This window comes from Streptomyces sp. NPDC006739 (genome assembly GCF_042869815.1).
In the GTDB taxonomy this organism is placed as follows: Bacteria; Actinomycetota; Actinomycetes; order Streptomycetales; family Streptomycetaceae; genus Streptomyces.
The window spans coordinates 1-4,069 of the sequence record NZ_JBIAGM010000074.1; the positions used below are offsets into that span (position 1 = coordinate 1).

4 protein-coding genes and 1 pseudogene are annotated in these 4,069 nt (G+C 68.2%); all 5 read left to right on the plus strand.

All coding sequences use genetic code 11. The features are described 5' to 3' along the window. The first annotated feature begins 241 nt into the window (after positions 1-241). Positions 242-559: a TnsA-like heteromeric transposase endonuclease subunit gene (locus tag ACFYMM_RS44165; protein WP_388398470.1), complete on the plus strand. Its 318-nt coding sequence runs from the start codon at positions 242-244 to the stop codon at positions 557-559. Between the two features lie 363 nt (positions 560-922). Then, positions 923-1,237 carry a YciI family protein gene (locus ACFYMM_RS44170; protein WP_388398472.1) on the plus strand — a complete coding sequence of 105 codons (315 nt, stop codon included), beginning with the start codon at positions 923-925 and terminating at the stop codon, positions 1,235-1,237. 194 nt (positions 1,238-1,431) lie between these two features. Then, positions 1,432-2,352 (plus strand): Ku protein, encoded by a 921-nt coding sequence (locus tag ACFYMM_RS44175; protein WP_388398478.1) that lies wholly within the window; start codon positions 1,432-1,434, stop codon positions 2,350-2,352. Positions 2,353-2,866: 514 nt separating this feature from the next. Further along, positions 2,867-3,289: a hypothetical protein gene (locus ACFYMM_RS44180; RefSeq protein WP_388398475.1), complete on the plus strand. Its 423-nt coding sequence runs from the start codon at positions 2,867-2,869 to the stop codon at positions 3,287-3,289. A 373-nt stretch (positions 3,290-3,662) separates the two neighbouring features. Then, a pseudogene (locus ACFYMM_RS44185) lies at positions 3,663-3,891 on the plus strand (site-specific integrase); the annotation flags it as partial. Between the last annotated feature and the right edge of the window lie 178 nt (positions 3,892-4,069).

Genomic DNA, 4,069 nt, shown 5'->3' on the forward strand with positions numbered 1-4,069 from the left:
AGCCGGTGGCCGTTCATCTATGCGGGCACCATCCCGATGCCGGAGCAAACCCCCGGATCAGGTCGAACCCGTACACCACTTCCCTGGACGCAACCTTTTGACCTGGACTTCTTCGACAGCGGTCAGCGTCGTCGCACGGCGTTGGGCTCCGGGTGGCGTGTCCGGTTCGAGGACGTTCCGCCTGTACGCGGGTTCCGGTGGAACAAGAGGGGACCGCAGCTTCGCGGGCTGGTACTACGCGGTGACCACCGGCGGCCATGTGGGCTACGAGTCGTGGCTGGAGCGGGACCGGCTGATCCTGCTGGACTTCGCCCCGGACGTGGTGGGGATCGCCTCACAGCCGTTCTGGCTGCACTGGCGCGAGGAGGAAGAGAAACGGCGGCGCGCGCCGGATTACTTCGTGCGGCTGGCCGACGGACGCGCCCGCGTGGTCGATGTCCCGGCTGAGGACGATGTCGACGAGCGGACCGTGGAAGCGTTCGCCGCGACCGAGCGGGCCTGTTCGGCGGTGGGTTGGGAGTTTTCACGCGGACGCTCTGGCGACTCAACCCACCTGTGACGAGTGCGACTCCCCGCTCGGTCCCGGCAGCCGACGACGCTGGTGCTCGAAGCTCTGCAGCCACCGGGCCTACATACGTCGCCGGATCGAACGAGGCGAATCCCCACTGCCGACACCCGATCCGAAGGCACCGCCCCGGGAACAGCCGACGGCCTGCGCGTATTGCTCGGGCCCCTTGCTGCCAGGGCGCAAGAACCAGATACGCCTCACATGCTCAACGACCTGCCGCAGCTACCTCTACCGTCGGCGCAAGAAAGAGCGACTCGCCCAAGAACACTCGATCCACAAACCCTGCCCCACCCACCAGCAGTCGGGGCGGCGAACCCGCCAGCCGACACAACCCAGTACGCGACGGAGGACACCGTGCTCCACCTGCTCCAACTCCACTACACAGCAGCCGAAGACGAAGTCACCCCGCACATCACCGGTCACGTTGCCTACCTTGAACGGCACCATGCCGCTGGGACATTCCTGATCTCCGGCCAGACCGTCCCCACCTCAGACGGCGGCGCGATCATCGCCCACGGCGTCGACCGCGACACGATCGAGCAGATCACCGCCCAGGACCCCTTCGTCACGAACGGCGTCGCGAAGTACACCATCACCACCATCACCCCCGGACGGATCCACCCCGCCCTCGCCGACGTCCTGACCGACGAACCACTCAACCTTCAGTGAGAATCGCTCAACCTTCACTGCGACAGGTCAGTTGTCCTGTGGCCACCGAACCTTGACTGACTGCGCCCGGCACAGATCGACCTGTGATGTGGCGGCCACCTTTTCAGGGTGCGGGGTGGGCCGGGAGCGCGCATGCGCAAGGCCAGGGCCGTCGTAGTCTGGTGGTGCTCGGGGCCGTCACGGAGGTTTTGCCGATGCCCCGCACCATATGGTCAGGCGCTATTTCGGTCAACATGCCCGTTCCGGTCAACGTACAGAGCGCGACTGAAGATCACAGCGTCCACTTCCACCAGTATCATCTTGAAAACATGGGGCGTGTCCGCTATCGCAAGGTGTGCGATCTGGAGGACCGTGAGGTCGACCAGTCCGAGATCGGCAAGGGCTACGAGCTGACCCGTGACCAGGTCATCCCGATCACGGACGAAGACCTGAGCAATCTGCCGCTGCCGACGGCGAAGGCCATCGAGATCGACGCCTTCGTGCGGCTGGAGGACATCGACCCGATCCCCATGGGCGCCGGGTACTATCTCGCCGCCGGCGGGCAGGTCGCCGCGAAGCCGTACAAGCTGCTCGTCGAAGCGCTGCGCCGCTCCAGCAGGGTGGCCATCGCGAAGTACGCGTGGAGTGGCCGCGAGAGGCTGGGCATGCTTCGGGTCCATGGCGACGCGCTGGTTTTGCAGGAGCTGCTGTGGCCCGACGAGATCCGCGACCCCACCGAACTGCTCCCGTCACCGGCCGAGGTGACCGAGGACGAGATCGAAGGGGCGCTTGCCCTCATGGACACCATGACGGTCGACGCGCTGGAGGGCGAGGAGTTCACCGACCGGTACACCGAGGCGATCGCCCAGATCATCGAGGCCAAACGCGAGGAGAAACCGCTCCCCGAAGCGCCCGAGCCGGAGCAGCCGGCCCAGGTCCTGGATCTGATGGCCGCGCTGAACGAGTCGGTCCAGAAGGCCAAGGCCTCCCGCACCGCCGGCGCGGGGCCGGCGCAGGTGCACGAGCTGCCGAAGCCGAAGAAGAAGGCTGCCGCCAAGGAGCAGCCGGCCAAGAAGGCCGCGGCGAAGAAGACGGCCGCCAAGAAGACCATGGGCCGCCGCCCGCGCAGCGCCTGACCGCGCTGGCTCTAGTCGAGGACCCGGACGCCTGGGCGTGCGCGGTGACTGCTGCCTGCGCGGCCTCGGACGTCTGACGCCAGCGTGCCCACTGGGCGTCGTACTCGTCGCCGGCCACGCCGGCGAGCTTCGCCCGTTCCTGTTCGGCGGATCGTTCCAGCTTGATCAACTCATCCGGGGCCCCTGCCACGGACGGATTTTAGACAGGGCTCCCGGCAGACCGGCTGTGGGGGCTACCGCCCGATCAGGTACACCCTTCCCGCGGTACGGGTGTCCGTTCGCACTCCCGGGCAGGGCATGCGGTGAACTGCCCAGTACGCAGGAGCGGTTCGGCTGCCGCTGGTGGGATCAGGCTGGCCGACGGGTTTGTCGTGGATCCGTAACGGCACTGGGTGGCGCACAACCGGGCGGAAGAACCGCTCCTCTCAATGATCAGCCAGGGCGCCAACCGGGCGCCCTCGCCACAAGGGGGTGGGTCTCACCTGCGGGGGAGGCCCACGGGAGGGAAAAGTCCATGACCAGGACGAAGAAGAGCGGGATGAAGGCGTGGGGTGGTCGTGCGGCCGCGATCGGTGCGCTGGGTCTGGCCTCGGTGGCGCTGGCCGCCGTGCCGGCGTTCGCCAAGGGCGACGTCGGCATCACCGCGCCCCGCACGGCGCACGTCGGCAAAACTTTCACCATCACGGCGCACGGCGACGACGACAGCGCCAGCTACCTGCACCAGCTCTGTCTGGAGGAGCGCACCGGCACGCAGCCGTGGCACCAGGAGAACTGCACCACCCCCGTCAAGCACGACGCCCGGCTGACCGCGCACGGCTCGGCCGCGCACCGCGGCGACCTGCAGTTCCGCGCGGTGCTGTACGGCCTGACCAGCAAGCACGACCACCACCCGGTGCGCCTGCACGCCTCCAACACGGTCACGGTCCACGTCCGCTGAACCACCAACCCGGCCGCGGACAGCCCGGCACAGCCACTGCCCGCGGCCGCGCGACTGCCCGCCGACCGGCCGCCGACCTCAGCCCGGACCTGCAGTGACGGCGCGTGGGCTACGGTCGCGCCACGACGAGCCCGCGACTGCCCCGTACGACCTGGGAGTACAGCCTGCCGCGCCGGTGAGCTGGCCACGCGGCACCCGCCGCAGACCGAGCCCCGCCGCGCGCAAGTCCTCGACAACCTCGCCGCGGTGACGGGGGAGCAGTGGTGACGTCGGCTCAGGACGTCGCGGAGCAGGTCGTCGCCCTCCTGGACTGGACCGGCGACGTCCGTATCGTGCCGGAACGGGGCCGAGTCCCGCGGTGGTGCGGTGGGCCGCGCGGAAGGAGGCAGTGGCCTGCCGCGACTACGTGATGGCGAAGATCGCGTACCTGTCCGGGGTGCGGGCCTCCGAGCTGTGCGGCGTGCGGGTCTCGGACGTGCACTGGGAGTCCGGGCAGTGGGGCCGGTTCATCGTCGAGGGCAAGGGCGCACGCGGATCGGGGCCCCGGCAGCGCGAGGCGTTCTTGTTCCAGCAGGGCCGTGAGTCTGTGGTGGTACGTCGAGGGTGCGACATGAAGTCGCTCAACATCAGTGGAGGAATCAAGAGGCAGATAACTCCCCGGCCAGGTAGTCACGCGGCCGGTTCCCTAAGTGGTCTGCGTCGTAAATCCTTCGGGGGTTGATCAGGCGGCCAGTGCGACGGAGGATTCTTGGTGTCGGTCGGTGAGCGTGTGTCGGTCGA

Excerpts from the sequence above, each read along its gene's own strand:
- ACFYMM_RS44175 (WP_388398478.1), top strand. The coding sequence starts at position 1,432 with ATGCCCCGCACCATATGGTCAGGCGCTATTTCGGTCAACATGCCCGTT.
- ACFYMM_RS44180 (WP_388398475.1), top strand. The coding sequence starts at position 2,867 with ATGACCAGGACGAAGAAGAGCGGGATGAAGGCGTGGGGTGGTCGTGCG.